General features: G+C 66.9%; 9 protein-coding genes and 5 pseudogenes. 8 read left to right on the top strand and 6 right to left on the bottom strand.

Annotated elements, in window-relative coordinates:
* Positions 1 to 43 precede the first annotated feature (43 nt).
* Positions 44 to 1576 (bottom strand): alpha/beta fold hydrolase, encoded by a 1533-nt coding sequence (locus BN1555_RS36070; protein ID WP_218058270.1) that lies wholly within the window; start codon positions 1574 to 1576, stop codon positions 44 to 46.
* Positions 1577 to 2490: 914 nt separating this feature from the next.
* Positions 2491 to 2714: pseudogene (locus tag BN1555_RS41150) on the bottom strand (hypothetical protein).
* 5 nt (positions 2715 to 2719) lie between these two features.
* Here BN1555_RS41150 and BN1555_RS36060 point away from each other — a divergent pair.
* Both BN1555_RS36060 and BN1555_RS36055 read left to right on the top strand, forming a co-directional pair.
* Positions 2720 to 3574: pseudogene (locus BN1555_RS36060) on the top strand (helicase associated domain-containing protein); the annotation flags it as partial.
* A 269-nt stretch (positions 3575 to 3843) separates the two neighbouring features.
* Entirely contained in the window at positions 3844 to 4038 is a 195-nt protein-coding gene (locus BN1555_RS36055) for a cold shock domain-containing protein (protein ID WP_093804161.1), read from the top strand.
* Positions 4039 to 4059: 21 nt separating this feature from the next.
* On the opposite strand, the gene BN1555_RS36050 is transcribed toward BN1555_RS36055, so the two are convergent.
* Positions 4060 to 4926 (bottom strand): IS3 family transposase, encoded by an 867-nt coding sequence (locus BN1555_RS36050; protein ID WP_218058269.1) that lies wholly within the window; start codon positions 4924 to 4926, stop codon positions 4060 to 4062.
* A 92-nt stretch (positions 4927 to 5018) separates the two neighbouring features.
* Between BN1555_RS36050 and BN1555_RS36045 the strand changes: the two genes are divergently transcribed.
* Positions 5019 to 6179: an IS30 family transposase gene (locus tag BN1555_RS36045; RefSeq protein ID WP_093804159.1), complete on the top strand. Its 1161-nt coding sequence runs from the start codon at positions 5019 to 5021 to the stop codon at positions 6177 to 6179.
* Here BN1555_RS36045 and BN1555_RS36040 read toward each other — a convergent pair.
* Complete coding sequence (locus tag BN1555_RS36040) at positions 6168 to 6458, bottom strand: transposase (RefSeq protein WP_176710359.1); 291 nt, start codon at positions 6456 to 6458, stop codon at positions 6168 to 6170. The two genes, BN1555_RS36045 and BN1555_RS36040, sit on opposite strands and share 12 nt — an antisense overlap.
* 486 nt (positions 6459 to 6944) lie before the next feature.
* Here BN1555_RS36040 and ltrA point away from each other — a divergent pair, with 486 nt between their 5' ends.
* The 5 genes and pseudogenes from ltrA to BN1555_RS36010 form a co-directional block, all read left to right on the top strand.
* Entirely contained in the window at positions 6945 to 8471 is a 1527-nt protein-coding gene (gene ltrA, locus BN1555_RS36035; protein ID WP_255306538.1) for a group II intron reverse transcriptase/maturase, read from the top strand.
* A 115-nt stretch (positions 8472 to 8586) separates the two neighbouring features.
* Positions 8587 to 8835: pseudogene (locus tag BN1555_RS36030) on the top strand (ATP-binding protein); the annotation flags it as partial.
* Positions 8836 to 8900: 65 nt separating this feature from the next.
* Positions 8901 to 9533 (top strand): SMI1/KNR4 family protein, encoded by a 633-nt coding sequence (locus tag BN1555_RS36025; RefSeq protein ID WP_176710358.1) that lies wholly within the window; start codon positions 8901 to 8903, stop codon positions 9531 to 9533.
* 407 nt (positions 9534 to 9940) lie between these two features.
* A complete protein-coding gene (locus tag BN1555_RS36020) occupies positions 9941 to 10282 on the top strand; it encodes a hypothetical protein (protein WP_093804155.1) in 342 nt (113 codons plus the stop codon).
* A 1659-nt stretch (positions 10283 to 11941) separates the two neighbouring features.
* Positions 11942 to 12661: pseudogene (locus BN1555_RS36010) on the top strand (IS6 family transposase); the annotation flags it as partial.
* A 113-nt stretch (positions 12662 to 12774) separates the two neighbouring features.
* Here BN1555_RS36010 and BN1555_RS36005 read toward each other — a convergent pair.
* Both BN1555_RS36005 and BN1555_RS36000 read right to left on the bottom strand, forming a co-directional pair.
* On the bottom strand, positions 12775 to 13995 hold the full coding sequence (locus tag BN1555_RS36005) for an IS256 family transposase (protein ID WP_093804153.1): 1221 nt from the start codon (positions 13993 to 13995) through the stop codon (positions 12775 to 12777).
* 257 nt (positions 13996 to 14252) lie between these two features.
* Positions 14253 to 15188 (bottom strand): annotated as a pseudogene (locus tag BN1555_RS36000) (IS3 family transposase); the annotation flags it as partial.
* Positions 15189 to 15223 lie beyond the last annotated feature (35 nt).

Below are 15223 nucleotides of genomic sequence, written 5' to 3'. Positions count from 1 at the left end.
AACGGTCAGCGTGCCAGGAGTGCCCCACCCCCGCGGTGCCGGATCAGCCCAGGGGCAGTGTCAGGCATGCGGCCTTGCCGTCGGGGGAGCTGATCGTTGTGGTGCTGCCGTCGGAGCTGGCATCCGAGTAGAGCGGGTCCTTGCTGGTGACGACCAGCATCAGCCGGTGGTGCTGGGGCAGGTCGTAGCCGGCGGCCTGCAGTTTCCAGGTGGCGCTGTGGTCCCGGTCGGGGGTCAGGGCGGTGAGGGTGAGGGGTTCGTGGGTGATGATGCGGGCCATACTGTCGGGGCCGAGGGCGAAGAGGCAGGCCACCAGGGTCGTGGAAGGGACCGTGCTGCGCACGGTCAGTGTGAGTTCGCAGATACCCCGGATCTTGCGTGCCGCGCCCTCGTGGCCGTCCGCCGCGATCGGATCGCTTGTCCAGACCGCGAGGTTCTGCCGGTCGAACTTCTCCGTGACGTAGCTCTTCGAGTTGCCGTTCCACTCGGCCTGGCCGCTCGTGATGACGGTGTCCGCCGCGATGGCCTCGGTCGTCTGCCCGGCGGTGGACTCCCGCTCCCAGCCCGTTTCCGGTTCGGTTGCCAGGCCGCCGTCACGGTCGTCCGACGCGCTGGCCGTCAGGTACCACCGCTCGGTGGAGGTGGTGACGTCCTCCCAGGACGGACTGGACTCACGGGTAGCCGGTGTGACGATCTCGGTGCTTCCGGTCTGCGGGTCGGTCCGGGTCTTGTAGGTGAACATGATCTGGCTGGTAACTGCGGGCCAGGTGGGTACGGCGTTGCCGATCCCGCGCACGTGGTGGTCCAGCCAGGCGAATGCCTCCTCGACCGGCTCGTTGGGTCCGCTGAACGGGATGGTCAGACCGGCGCCCTCGGGTGCGGCGTGGTCGCCGATCCACAGGTTCAGGTGCTTGGGCACGGTCAGGCCGTTGAAGTGCTCGAGGACCTGGTTGGCTGGGAAAAACGTCTCGCGCCAGGTGTTGGAGAAGAAGGTGGGGATGGCGCGGGCGTTGGTCTTGTCGGCGTACGAGGAGGGAGATCGTTTCTTGCTCCACTTCTCTACGGTGTCGAGGTTCTGGCCGGCTTGGAAGTCCGCCAGGATCTGCCGGGTGGCCGCGTCGAACTTCCGATCGGCCGGACCGCCGGTGAAGTTGATCAGGGCGGTCACCGCCGCCAGGTGCCGGGTGTCGTTCTGGAGAAGACTGGCGGCCAGGTCGCCCCAGGTACTCAGGGCCACGACCGCGGCCACGCGCTCTTTCGGGTCGTGCGCCGCAACCAGCTGGCTGATACCCGAACCGTAGGACTCGCCCAAAAAGGCAATCCGGCTGGGCTTGAAGTGCTTCTCCGCGTAGTCGATGACGGTCAAGCCATCGGCCCAGTCGAGAGGTCCGGCCACGTCGATGGTGCCCCCGGAGGTGAACGGCCCATCGACGTAGCCCTTACCGGGCACGGGCATCGTGAGACCGATCCCACGCGGGGTGTAGGCCAGCACGTGGTAGCCGCGCAGCGCCAGCTGGAGGTACGTGTACTCGAACAGCGCCCAGCCGAAAGGCGTCCACCCAGCCGGCACGATCACCACGGGAGCGGATTCGTCGGTCCTGAGCTTGATCGTGTGTGCCGACAGCCGTACGCCGTCCTCGGCAGTGATGCGGGGAAAGCCGATGGTCGCCTGCTGCTGTACCTGCTCCGTCAGCCTCTGGAGATCGGGGGGCAGTACCGGCTGCTCAGCCGTGCCGTCCAGGGTGGCGATCAGCGCCTCTGCGACGTGGGGCAGCGGCCGGGTCCAGTGACGTGGGCGAGGTGTAGATGCCGTGCCGGGCGATCCGGTCCAACTGTGCTGCGATACTCACGCCGTCGTTGTTGTGCGGGTGGCTCACGATGCCCGTCTCCTCACTGTCGCCGACCGGACCGTCAGGCACCGCCGGCACATGCCGTCTGCCGGAGGCCCGGCCCTTCCCAGATCCTGTCGGTCCGCTCCTTCACCGAAGGCAAAAGGCGCAAGGTGTGCAGAAACACGGCCGCCACTCATTGCGACCCGAGCTCCCCCTGAACGCCACGCGCGCCCCGCAGGAAGCGCGGCTACCGCCCACAACGTCCTCGCCGACCCCGTGACCGCAGGTGCGACCGCGCGAGCGAAGGCAGCGGGAGAGCGTTGCGACAGCCCTCATGAGATTTCAGGAGGGCAACGGAACGCGCCGTACGTCGTTGAGTGCCGTCCTGGAAAGTTGCCGTCGCTCGTGACCACGCTGGACAGGGGCCCCGCCCCTGCCCAGCGCTCACCGTGTTCACACGGACATCGACATCCAGCACATCCCGCCGCTCAGCGAAGACAACCACGACTTCCCACGATGAACTCGGTCAGGCCACGACCGGCTCTGTGATCCGGTCGTGCCGGCAGCGGGCAGTTCCTGGCAGGGAACGAAAGAGCAACGCAGCCTCACCCCAAACCTACCCGGGGAATGCTGCCCGGCCGCTGCCGCCGCTCGGTCGTCAGGCGGCGCTGAACTGGTGGGCGGGCCGCTGCGCCATTCCACCCACTGCGGGCCGTCCAGGATGGCCTCGGGTTCGGTGACGCCGACGCCCTCGAGGAGCACGACCAGGTCGTGGTCGCTGTAGGCGGTGCCGAGGACCTCGTTCCTGCCGTTGCTGTGCACGGTGACTCTCCGGCCGCCTGAGAGGGAGGGCCGGTGCACGACGATCGGTGCGCTGGTCACTGCGGCGATGGGTGCATCAGCAGCGGAAGGCGCTGCGGGCGGGTGAGCTGGAGGAGCGGCGCAAGACGCTGCTGGACGCCCCGGAGGCCGGGATGGTCTGGGAGCCGGGCGAGGAAGCCTGGGAGAACAAACTCGCCGCGCTGCGGTCCTACCGGCGGGCATGGGGCACCTCGCTCCGTGTCAGGACGCGGTGTGGGGCGAGGGCAAGGCGATGGTGCCGGTCGGGCAGCACATGGCGAACCTGCGCCGCAAGGACGGTCTGGGTAAGGACGCGGAACGGGCGGCGGAGCGCGCGGCGCAGCTGGCTGCGGTCGATGAGGACTGGGACTGCCCGTGGCCGCTGGGCTGGCAGAGGCACTACCGCGTCCTCGCGGACCTGGTCGACGCCGACGGCCACCTGCCCGAGATCCAGCCTGGGGTGCTGTTCGAGGGCGATGACATCGGGCGGTGGCTCCAGCAGCAGCGCAAGCCGGGCACCTGGGCGCAGCTTCTCCCCGAGCAGCGGGAACGGCTGTCGAAACTGGGCGTACAACCCGCCCAGGCGTCGGCCCCCGCCCGGCAGCCACGCGGGCGACAAAGGACCCGAACAAGGCGCAGGCGGCGTTTCAGCGGGGCCTGACGGCCCTCACCCAGTGGGTCGAACGGGAAGGCGCGGACCGTCCGGTACCGCGCATCCACAGCGAACAGATCGCGGGCGACGGCGAGACCGAGCCGGTGACCGTGAAACTGGGCGTATGGATCTCGAACACGAAGCGAGGAGGGGTCGGCTGGGTGCCGCCCAGCTCGCCGCGCTCGCGGAGCTGGGCATGGACTTGGCGAAGCCGGTGCCGATCCCCCAGGCCACCCCGGACAGCCTCTGATCGCCTTCCTGTGTCGCAACGCGCTCCTGGTCCTCGTCCCACTCGCCCACGACTCCATCGTCCCGGGCGCCCGCGCGTCGGGACCAGAGCGTACAGAAGGTGACGTCTGACAGCGGCCTCTTCCGTTCATCAGGTGAGCTTGCCCTTTTGGCCGGTGATTTTTTGCGACAAGGCCGAGGATGCTCAGGATCGTCCCCGTCATCAGGAATGATCGGCCTCGTTGAGCGTCCTGCACGTCCAGCCGTAGCACGTGACCAGAGGGAGTGGATATGGCGGAGCGGCAGTCCGGCGTCGTGAAGTGGTTCAACGACGAGAAGGGGTTCGGCTTCATTACCCCCGAAAGCGGTCCGGACCTCTTCGTGCACTTCAGGGCCATCCAAGGGAACGGTTTCAAGACGCTCAAGGAAGGCCAGAAGGTGACCTTCGTCGCGGTGCAAGGCCAAGGTGAGCTTGTTCCGCTTTGACGGACACCATCGGTGTGGTGGTCAGGCTGCGAGTGCGGTCTCGTATTCGGCGGGACTGCGATAGCCGAGGCTGCTGTGCAGACGGTGCAAGTTGTACCAGCCCTCGATGAAATCGAAGATCGCGGTGCGGGCGGCAGCCCGGCTGGGCCAGGAAATGGCGTCGAGCAACTCCCTCTTGATGGTGGCGAAGAACGACTCGGCGAGTGTGTTGTCCCAGCACTGTCCGGTGCGGCCGACCGACAGGCGCACCTCCAACTGGTCTGCCAGTGCGGCAAATTGCTGGCTGGTGTACTGACAGCCACGATCCGAGTGAAAGATCACCGGCCGAGTGGGACGGCGCTTCCGACAGGCGGCGGTGAGGGCATCGGCGACCAGATCGGTCCGCAGGTGGTCGGCGGTGGCCCAGCCGACCACGCGACGGGAGGCGATGTCGATGACGGTGGCCAGATAGAGCCAGCCCTCCTCCGTGGCGATGTAGGTGATGTCGCCGCACCAGCGGGCATCCAGGCCGGCGGGGTCGGGCTGGAAGTCCCGGACGACGAGATCGGGCCGCAGGGCAGCTCGTGGATCGGGGATCGTCGTCAGGTGCCGTCGTCTGCGGTGTCGGCCCTGCAGGCCGGCAGCCCGCATCAGCCGCGCGACACGTCGGCGGCCACATCCGGCGCCTGCTCGCTTGAGCACGGCATGGACGCGCGGGGCGCCGTAGGTTCCCCGCAATCTTGTGTGGACGTCGGCGATCTGTTCCGCCAGCTCGGCGTCACGGACCGCGCGGGGACCAGGCTTGGCAGCGCGGCGGGCGTAGAAGGCGGTCCGGGAGACCTTCAGCAGCTCACACGCTCGTTTGAGGCTGTGACCTGCGCGCTTCTCCGCCTCGATGAACGGGTGCACCGTCACCGGGTCTCCTTTGCGAAGAAAGCCGTGGTGAGGTCAATGGGTCGGTGCAACATCCCGGGTAGAACGGCTGCTGGAGGTGTTGCTGGGTGGCGAGAATCGGGCGTCCGGGGCTGTCGGACGAGCAAAAGCGTGAAGTGTGGCGACGATGGCGGGACGGGCAGTCGCTGAGCGAGATCGGGCGTGCGCTGGGCAAGGTGCCCGGGTCAATCCACGGAGTGGTCGCGGCGAACGGCGGATTCGTCCCGGCGGCCAGGGCCCGATCGGCCGGAGTGCTGTCGCTGGCGGAGCGGGAGGAGATCTCCCGGGGTCTGGCCGCTGGCGACTCCTTCCGGGCGATCGCGGGCCGGATGGGGCGGGCACCGTCCACGGTCAGCCGCGAGGTGGGGCGTCACGGCGGGCGTGAGAAGTACCGGGCCGCTCACGCGGACGAGGGGGCCTGGGGCAATGCCCGGCGCCCGAAGTCCTGTTTGCTGCAACAGAGTCCGGCCCTGCGGGACACGGTCGCGGGCAAGCTGAAGGAAGACTGGTCGCCGCGTCAGATCGCAGGCTGGCCCGCCCGCGCCTTCGCGCCCGAGGACGGTATGTACGTGTCTCACGAGACGATCTACAAGAGCTTGTTCATCCAGGCCCGAGGCGTACTGAAGAAGGAGCTCGTCTCCCATCTGCGCCGCCGGCGCACGATGCGCCGCTCGAAGAACGCCTCCACCGCAGGTCAGCAGCGAGGCTGCATCCGTGACGCGGTCTCCATCCGCGAGCGTCCGGCCGAGGCCGAGGACCGGGCTGTTCCCGGCCACTGGGAAGGCGACCTGATCACCGGTGCGAAGAACAGTCATATTGCGACACTGGTCGAACGGCACTCCCGCTACGTCATGCTCGTCCGGGTCGCAGGCAAGGACACCACCAGTGTGATCTCCGCACTGAGTCATCAAGTCCGCTACCTGCCCGACGGGTTGATGACTTCACTGACCTGGGACCGGGGTACTGAGCTGGCCGACCACAAGCGGTTCACAATGGCCACCGACGTCAAGGTCTACTTCGCCGATCCGAAAAGCCCCTGGCAGCGGGGATCGAATGAGAACACCAACGGACTCCTCCGCCAGTACTTTCCCAAGGGAACCGACCTGTCCGGATATACCCAGGTCGAATTGGATGCCGTCGCCCTCAAGCTGAACACCCGCCCCCGGCAGACCCTCGGGTTCGAAACTCCCGCTGATAGGCTCGCGGCAGCTGTTGCATCAACCGGTTGACTCCGCCGTGGCCCGCTTGAGGATGCCGACGTCCTCACGCAGACGGCGGTTCTCCCGCCGCAGTGCGGCCACTTCCTCGCGTTCGCTGCTGGTCAGGCCGTCCCGCTCGCCCGCATCGACCTCGGCTTGCTTCACCCGGTCACGCACCGCGGTCTCGGTCAGATCGAAGTCCTTGGCGATCTGACCGACCGAGCGGTCACCACGTCGGCACAGCTCGACGGTCTCCGCCTTGAACTCCGGCCTGAACGAGCGACGAGGGCGAGGCTTCTTCTTCCCCATGCTCCCCATGATGGACATCCTCCCGGGGCTGAACCCCTGATCTCGGATGTCCGTCACAGCGGATCAAGCCCAAAGGAAACTGAACCAGTGGTTGACGTCCCGTGAGTCGTCAGCGGCCTGCCGAATCTGGTGGATGGGCCGCTTTGCAGTGCTGGAGAGTGCTCTATCCGATGGCCTCTCCTCTTCCGGCGTCTTTAGCCTATGGATGTCGGGAGGCCCGGACCAAGACTGCGATGTGCGGTCCGTGGCGATGCTGCCGGGGTATAGCTGGGCACCGAAGCCGTCACAGAGATCCTCAGTGAACGTGGGAAGCGATCTGGCATCGCCCTTCCCGTCCGGCAGCCGGCCGGGCGGGCAGGCGCAATGCCCGCTGATGAAGCCAGATCGTGGCGGAGTCGCCGTAGTACTCGGAGGCCGGGAAAGCCGGGCACATGGGGAAGGGCGACAGCGTGATAGCAGCAAGGCTGCTGTCGGGGAGGAACGTTGTTGAATAACGACGCGCCGTCGGAAACAACCTGGCCGGGCAGTATGACGGCTGGGCGACGGGTACTCGATCATCAGATCAAGCTGCACCGATGGGCAAGGAGCGAACCGGATCGCCGGTTCGATGATGTATTCAACTTGATCTGCGACCGGGCCACTCTGGTAGTGGCTTGGGAGCGGGTGTCTGGCAACCGGGGTGCCAGGACAGCAGGGGTGGATGCGGTCACGCGTTTTCACATCGAAGAACGTCATGGAGTGATTCCGTTCCTTGAGGAGCTTCGCTCCTCGCTCAAGGACGGGTCCTTCACTGCGCTGCCGGTCAAGCAGGCGGTGATTCCCAAGAAGAACGGCAAGGTCCGTTACTTGGGCATTCCCACCCTGCGGGATCGCGTCGCGCAGATGGCGCTCAAGCTGGTCCTGGAGCCGATTTTCGAGGCCGATTTCTACCCGTCCAGTTACGGGTATCGGCCGGGACGTCGGGCTCAGGATGCCATCGCCGAAATCCACCGCTTCACCCGCAAGCCGTCGACCTACGACTGGGTCATCGAGGGCGACATCAAGGCTTGCTTCGACAACGTCGGCCACCATGTCCTGATGGACCTGGTGGCCGAGCGCGTCAAGGACCGCAAGGCCCTGCGGCTGGTCAGCGCGTTTCTGCGGGCCGGAGTTGTCGAGTTGCACGGTGGGTTCGCGGAGACCCTCACGGGAACTCCGCAAGGAGGAGTCGCTTCTCCTCTGCCGGCCAACGTCTATCTCTCTGTTCTGGACCGGCATTTCTCGCGGATCTGGAACACCGAGATGAACCCCGGAGCGCGTCGGCAGGCCCGACGCCGCAAGGGGCTGCCGAACTATCGTCTGGTGCGATACGCCGATGACTTTGTCGTGCTGGTGCACGGCACCGAGTCCGAGGCTGAAACGCTCAAGGCGGAGATCGGTGAACTGCTGGCTCGCATACTGAAGATGATCCTCTTGGACGAGAAGACCCACATCACCCATATCGACGACGGCTTCGTCTTCCTGGGCTTTCACATCCAGCGGAGGCCCTGGTGCGACGGCCGTCGCGTCGTGCTCACCATTCCGTCCAAGCAGGCGTTGGCGTCGGTGATGCACAAGGTCAAGAAACTGACGGGGCGAAGTACGACGTCGCTCTCGTTGGAGGAGGTGCTGCGGTCAGTCAACCCGGTCCTTCGGGGCTGGGCTGCCTATTTCCGCTACGGCGCGTCGAAGAGAACGTTCTCCTACCTCGGTTGGTACGCGTGGTGGAGACTGCTTCTCTGGATTCGCTACAAGCACCCCCACCTGACCTGGAAACAGTTGCGGCGCCGCTATTACGGGGCAGACCGCATCGCGGAGGGCGGAGTCGTCCTCTACAACCCGGCGAAGATGCGGGTCCAGCGCTACACGTTTCGTGGAGCGCAGATCAGCACGCCTTACAACATCGACGAGGCCGATCCCGACGGAGCACGTTTCCGGCGGACAAACCATGACGATGTGGCCTTCGTCGGCCAGGTCAGCGAATACCTCGCCTGATCCAGCGGATCACGTGGAGAGCCGGATGCTCGGCCAACGGGCACGTCCGGTTCGGCGGGCGGGGACGGGAAAACCGACACCGGAAACAGTGTACGGCGTCTCGTCCCCGACCCAACACATGGAACTCGACCGCCACGGCGCCGAACTCCTCTTCCAGGTTTTGACCGAGCGGGAGGAGAAAAACAGCGTGGCGATCGCCTCGAACGAATCCTTCTCTGGATGGACAAAGACGTTCACCGACCCGCGCCTTTGCGCGGCCATCGTCGACCGCCTCACCTTCGGCGGCAACATCATCGAGACCGGAACCGACTCCTACCGTCTCGCCACCACTCGTGCCCGAGCCGGACAGCAAGCCGCTGGCTGACCTCGCTTCATCGGTCGGCAGGGCCCTCGATTCGCCTTGTCAGACGTGTGAGGCAGGATGACGCCATGCCACAGCAGATCTTGCCCCCGTCGGAGTCCTGGCGCCTGATCGACGCCTGGCTGGCCACTCACGTGGCCTCCGATTTCGCACTCCTCAATCCGCCGGCGACACCGGACGAGATCCGAAACGCGGAACGGATCCTCGGCGCCCGACTGCCCGATGATCTCGCTGAATCTCTGCAATGCCACAACGGCGTGAGCGCCTGGACAACCATCCTGCCGGAGCAGTCCCCGCTCACAGTGAGCGGCATCGTGGACCATTGGCAGACCTGCATGGACGTCGCGGCGGAGAACGGGGGCCTGACCCCTCGGGCCTGGGAAGAGGAGCCTTGGTGGCACCGCCTCTGGGTTCCCTGGGCTGAGAGCGCCGATGGCGCGGCGCAGGTCATCGACCAACGTCCTGGTCCTGACACGGGGCGTCTCGGCTGGGCGGGCCACAGCGGTGGCGGTGACTTCACCGATTCCTGGCCTGATCTGGCGAGCCTTCTCCACGCGGTCGCGCAAGCACTTCATGAAGGTGGAGACGTCCTCGGACTACACCCCTACCTCACCGTGCAAGGTGGGATGTGGTGGGACGAAGAGGGCTGCGGCGAGCTGAACGGTCACCCGCTGAGGTCCGCACCGATCGGTCTGCCCTAACCACCAGCCAACGCAGACCGCCGCCGAGTCGACGCGAACCACCCGACCGCTCCTACTTCTCACCAACATTTCCGAGGTCTCTGACCCACGGTCGTTCTCACAACGCGTCGACAAACGTTCTTGCTCGTGGCCTACGCAGCCAGCCGGCCGCTCGTGTGACCACTGCACCGGGCGCACCGCGCCGTCAGGGCGTGAGGGCGGTGCTGTCGTCCGACCGGGTGATGGAACGCCTGCGGACGGGCTTCGTACGAGGTCGGGCGGCCGCTTGACTGCGCAGTTCAGGACGGGTGGAGCCGGGTGGTGCGGTTGTTCGTCGGACGATCTTCCTTTCGATCTTCCGTGTCCTGCGCGTGGTGTACGGCGTTAGGTCGCCTGATTGATCGAGACGCTCAGTTAGAAGGAGAGCTATGGGCACCATGATGCGCAGGATGGTCCTGGTCGCGGCTGTTGCGGCCGCGATGCTTGGGGGGCCCGGCGCGGCCGTGGGACAGGCAGAGGACGGGCCGGGGCAGGGCAACCCGGCGCTGATCGTGTCCCCGGCCCCGGGGACGATCACCAAGGAACGGAAGATCACCGACACGTACACCTACAGCCAGGACGGGTCCTCGTCTCAGCAGAGCAGCAGCACGCCGCCGACTCCCCAGCCGCCAGAGCCCGGCCCGGTGACCGCGCTGAAGGACACCGCGAACTCCACCGTCCAGTCGGCCACCGCCGGGGCGTCCAGCGTGGCGGACGCGGCGCTGAAGTAGCCCCGCCAGCTCGTCGCCGCAGCGCGGGAGCTAGGGGCGGCCGGTGGCAGTCGGGCCGGTGCTCCCTGTTCGTCACCCCTGCAGGGGGCACCGGCCGGGGCCGGAAAAGCAGACGAAAGGCAGAAAACGCAGTGCAAAACATCCGCAAACCCCTGTGGGAGCGGGGGGCCTGGATCGTGGCGGCGGCCGTGCTGACACCGCTGGCGGCGCTTCCACAGGCGCCCGGGGCCTTGGCGGCGCCCAGGCAGGTAACCGAGATCATCGATCAAAGCGGGGAGTGGTACCCCCCGCAGGGGGTTGATTTCGTCACCGTGCACCTGTGGGGCCCGGGCGGGACCGGCGGCGCCGGCGGCGCCGGCGGCGGGGGCGGGAGTGGCTGGTTCGACAGGGTGGGCGGCTACGGCGCCGGAGGCGGCGGCGCCGCCGGCGGCGGTAGTGGCGGAGGCGGCGGCGGCGGCGCCTACATCGCCTGCGAGGTGGGGGTGTACGACGACGACGTCTTCTACATCAACATCGGTGAGGCGGCCGTTGCCGGTATCCAGAAGGCGAGCGGCGGGGCCGGGGGTCCGGGCGGGCCTGCTGGCCGGGGCAAGAACGGAAAACCCGGTGCCAAGGGAAAGGACAATCCGGCCTCCGACCTGAGTACCGAGTTCCTCCTTAAAGAGCCGTCCAGGCGGAGGAGTACCCTGCTGGCCGAAGCGCCGCCTGGTGACGAGGGCCACCCGGGCCTCGGCGGGGGCGGTGGCTGGGGCGCCGGCCCGAACAGGCAGGGGGGCGGCGGCAAGCCCGGCGGATCCGGTGGCCAGGCCACCGCCCAGAGTGAGCAGGGCCATTGCGCCCGGGGCGCCCGACGGGTCGGGGGAGTCCTGGGAGACGCGGGTTCCCAGGGCAGGCCCGGCACCCGAGGCAAGAGGGGCACCCGTTCAGCGGGCAGCATCCTCTCTACGGGAGGTGCCGGTGGGGCCGGTGGTAGCGCTCCCGAGTCCGGGGGCGCTCCGGGCCGCACCCGGAGCCCTGACAGGTCCCCCCTGCCACCGGGCATCGCGACCGGGGTGCGGGCGGCCGCGGAGGACAGGGCGGTGCCGGTGGCCAGGGCAATGGGTATAAGAACCCCATCCCGGCGCAGGCAGGTAGCCCGGGCGAACTCGGAGCCCCCGGCGGTGACGGCTACGCCGTGATCACCTACGAACTAGATAACACCCGCAGAACAGGTGAGAGGGAGCGATAGTTCATGCCACCACCCCTGCCGACCAGCAGCCCCCGGACATCCTCCTCGTAAGCGGCCCCGTGCCATGACCGGCACCCATCCGTGCCCCCACCCGGTGTACATCTGCGTGCCTAGCACGGCGTCCACCGAGCGGGGGCACCGTGCTGCCAGCGTCCAGATCTCCGGGCTTATCTAGGGTCCGGAGGCACTTCGCGCAGGTCAGGCCTCATGGCCTCCTGTCAGGCAAGTAAGGCAAGACGTGGCGTCGGAAACGGTTCGGTCGAACCGTTTCCGGGACTGCCCTTCGAGCGTCGGCAGCACGGGCAGGAAGTGGGCCGGCCGAACCACTTCGTAGACACCCGTATGGGCACCCGGTTCTCGTATAGGCGCTGTCGCGTTGGTTGACCGGGTGGGATTGATCTTCGGGTTGATCATGGTGGAGGGGGTTGTCCGTGGGCAGTGCGTCGCCGTCGTGCAAGGGGCACCGCTGCCCGGTCGAGGCCATCTCCCCCTGCGTGTGGCTGTACTTCCGCTTTCCGCTGTCGTTTCGCGAGGTAAAGGAGCTGATGCTCCAGCGCGGCGTCATCCTCTCCCGCGAGACCGTGCGCCGCTGGTGCGCCACGTCCGGGCAGGCCTGCGCAGACGGACCGCGCAGCCGCCGGCCCCGGCCCGGGGACAAATGGCATGTGGACGAGGTGTTCATCAAGGTCAACGGCGAGCTGAAGTATCTATGACGAGCCGCCGACGCCGGCGGCAACGTCCCCGGCATCCCCGTGCAGAACCGGCGGGACAAGGCCGCCGCCAGGCGGTTCTATTGCCACCTGACGAAGAAGACGCGTGCAGTGCCGCGGGTGGCCGTCACCGACAAACTGCGCTCCCACAGCGCCGTGTCAACGGCGAGGTCATGCCTTCCGTCGGGCACCGCGCTCATAAAGGCCCGAACAACCGGGCCGAGAACAGCCACCAGCCCACCCGACAACGGGAACACGCGATGAAGGACCTTGCGATCCACGGGCGCGGCACAGCGGTCCCTGTCCGCGCTCAGCGGCATCTCGCCGCACTTGCGGCCCCACCGCCACCTGACGCCCGCACATCACTACCGAGCCGAGATAATCATCCGCTTCGCCGTCCGGGATCAGATCACCGACGCCGCCGACCGGCCCACCACGGCCCGAAAACACGACCGCACCCAGGGCCCATCACACCCCGACACACCGTCAGACAACCACGTACCCAACAACATGACAACGCCGTTTGGTCACGTCCCTTCCCGTGGTGTAGGCGATCAGCCGTCTGACGCCGCTGGCAGGACGGTCGGGATGTCGATGTAGAGAGCGTCCATGCTCTCGTTGGAGAGGTAGCGGCGGGGGAAGGCGATCCATTCGTCGTGAAGTTCGGCGAGGACCGCGGTGGCGAGGCGGAGGACGGCGGTCGGGTTCGGGAAGACCTGGACGACGTCGGTGCGGCGTTTGATCTCCCGGTTCAGCCGTTCCAGCGGGTTCGTGGACTGGATCTTCTTCCAGTGCTGGTGGGGGAAGTCCGCGAACGCGGTCAGGTCTTCTTTGGCCTCCAGCAGCATCTCTCTGACCTTGGGGAACTGTCGGCCGAGCATGTCGGCGACCGTGTCGAGTTGGGTGCGGACGGCGTCTGCGGTGGGCTGGGCGAAGACGGTGTGGATCGTGGCTGCGACCATCTCCGCAGATCCTTTCGGGATCACGGCGAAGACGTTGCGGACGAAGTGGACCCGGCAGCGCTGCCAGGCGGAGCCGAGCATGACCTTGCGGATCGCTTTGACCAGGCCGCTGTGGCTGTCGGAGATGACCAGGCGGACGCCACTCATTCCACGTTCTCGCAGGTGACGCAGGAACTGGGCCCAGAACGCTTCGGTTTCGCTGTCGCCGACCATGACACCGACGACTTCCCGGCCGCCGTCCTGGGTGACGCCGGTGGCGATGACGATGGCCTGGGAGACGATGCGGTGATCGACGCGGGCCTTGACGTAGGTGGCGTCGAGGAAGAGGTAGGGGAAGCGGATGTGGTCCAGCGGACGGGTCCGGAAGGCGTCGAGCTGTTCGTCCAGGTCGGCGCAGATCCGGGAGACCTCGCTCTTGGATATCCCGGTGTCGGAGCCGAGGGCTTTGACGAGGTCGTCGACGGAGCGGGTGGACACGCCGTGGACGTATGCCTCCATGATGACCGCGTAGAGGGCCTGGTCGATGCGCCGCCGGCGCTCGAGGAGGCTGGGGAAGAAGCTCCCGGCCCGCAGTTTCGGGATGGCGAGTTCCAGGTCGCCGGCCTGCGTGGTCATGGTTTTTTCGCGGTGGCCGTTGCGCCAGGTGGTGCGGGTGCCGGTGTGTTCGCCCCACTCGGCTCCGATCTTTGTAGTGGCCTCGGCCTCGATCAGTTCCTGCAGCAGCCGCTCGGCGACCTCGCGGACGAGTTCAAGACCATCGGCCGAACGTAGTGATTCAAGCAGGCGAAGTAGGTCATGCTGGGACAAGGCCACCGTGCACCCCCTGGGGTCGAACTGCCCGTTCACTCCGGACAGTTGCACGGTGGCCTGCCAGTTGAGTAGGGCACAGTCACCGGCAGGCGGTGCACCACAGGGAGCAGAACCCGCGCACTCAACCGCGGAGATCCCCTACACCACACTGCGGGACGCCATCCGCCGTTTGGCCAGCTCGAATCCGATGCCGCTGGAGGCGCCCGTGACCAGGGCGAGAGGCTTGTCGTCGCTGAACCGTTCCGGGTTCTGTGGAGACTTCAGATTGTGGTTGTGACCTGGGGTTCCGCGGTCGTGAGGTAGTAGTTGGTCTCGTATTCGACTGGTGGGATGTGCCCGATCTCACCGTGGAGTCGGCGATGGCAGTACCACTCGATCCACTCGGCGGTGGCGAGTTCGACCTGGGAAAGGGTCTTCCATGGACGTCGAGGCTTGACGAGCTCGGTTTTGAACAGGCCGATCGTGCTCTCCATGAGGGCGTTGTCGTAGGCATCGCCGACCGAGCCGATCGAGGCCGCGATGCCGGCGGCGTCCAGGTGCTCGGCGAGCCGGAAACTCGTATATTGCGACCCGGCATCGGAATGATGTATCAACTCGCCACGCTGATACGGCTGTTCGTCGCGGTCGCGTTGCCACAGGGCCATGTCCGGGGCATTCAGGACGAGCCGTGTCTCCTTCGACAGGGCGGCGGCCCAGCCTACGATCCGGCGGGAGAAGGTGTCCACGACGAACGCGACGTAGACCACTCCCGACCAGGTGCTGACGTGGGTGAAGTCGGCGACCCAGCAGCGGTTCGGGGCCGGTGCGACGAACTTGCGGTCCAGCAGGTCCGGCGCCCGCTCGACGGAGCTGTCCGCCATCGTGGTGATGACCTTCTTCCCGCGCACGGCACCGGTGACGCCGAGCTCGCGCATCAGGCGTTCGACCGTGCACCGGGCCACGACGTGACCCTGGCGGTGCAGCTCGCGCCAGACCTTCCTGGCCCCGTAGACACGGTAGTTGGACTCGAAGACCTGCCGGATGAGCGGCTTCAGCTCCGCATCGCGGACCGTGCGAGCGGACGGGGCCTGGAGTCGTTTGTGGTGGGCGTAATAGGTGGAGGGGGCGATCTTGCAATCGTGCTCGGTGAGCACGCGGCAGATGGGCTCGACACCGCCGAAGCGGGCCCGGTGCTCGTCGATGAACGCTACGAGCGAGTGTGTGGCCGGTCGAGCTCGGCCGCGAAGAAAGA

Source organism: Streptomyces sp. Wb2n-11, assembly GCF_001049855.1.
Taxonomy (GTDB): domain Bacteria; phylum Actinomycetota; class Actinomycetes; order Streptomycetales; family Streptomycetaceae; genus Streptomyces; species Streptomyces altiplanensis.
This window is presented reverse-complemented; position numbering and strand designations above follow the sequence as displayed.